A 305-nucleotide genomic window follows, 5' to 3' on the forward strand; every position below is an offset into this window, starting at 1 on the left:
AACAAAGGGATAGGTAGAGGATTATTAAACGAGGCCAAAAAAGAAAAAAACGAATTGACTTTGTCTGTTTATGAAAAAAACGATAAGGCAATGAAATTTTATATTCGTAATGACTTTGTAGTCAAGTCTAAATATACTGAAGAAGAAACTGAGCAAGTATCGTATGATTTATTTTGGAAAAATGCCTGAATCTGAATTTAAAGCTGACTGTATTATGGTCATCTTTTTTTTGTGGTTAAGCTGACATCAGCTTGCCCTGCTCGGGTAGAGTTCTGCATGAAATGCGCTCGCTATGCAATAGCCCG

1 protein-coding gene is annotated in these 305 nt (G+C 35.4%); it reads left to right on the plus strand.

Annotation, left to right across the window (positions count from 1 at the left end):
- A partial coding sequence (locus MZO41_RS16610) for a GNAT family protein (protein ID WP_502825508.1) occupies window positions 1-189 on the plus strand: 189 nt, incomplete at its 5' end.
- Window positions 190-305: the final 116 nt, after the last annotated feature.

The organism is Lactiplantibacillus sp. C232, assembly GCF_023806725.1.
In the GTDB taxonomy this organism is placed as follows: domain Bacteria; phylum Bacillota; class Bacilli; order Lactobacillales; family Lactobacillaceae; genus Lactiplantibacillus; species Lactiplantibacillus plantarum.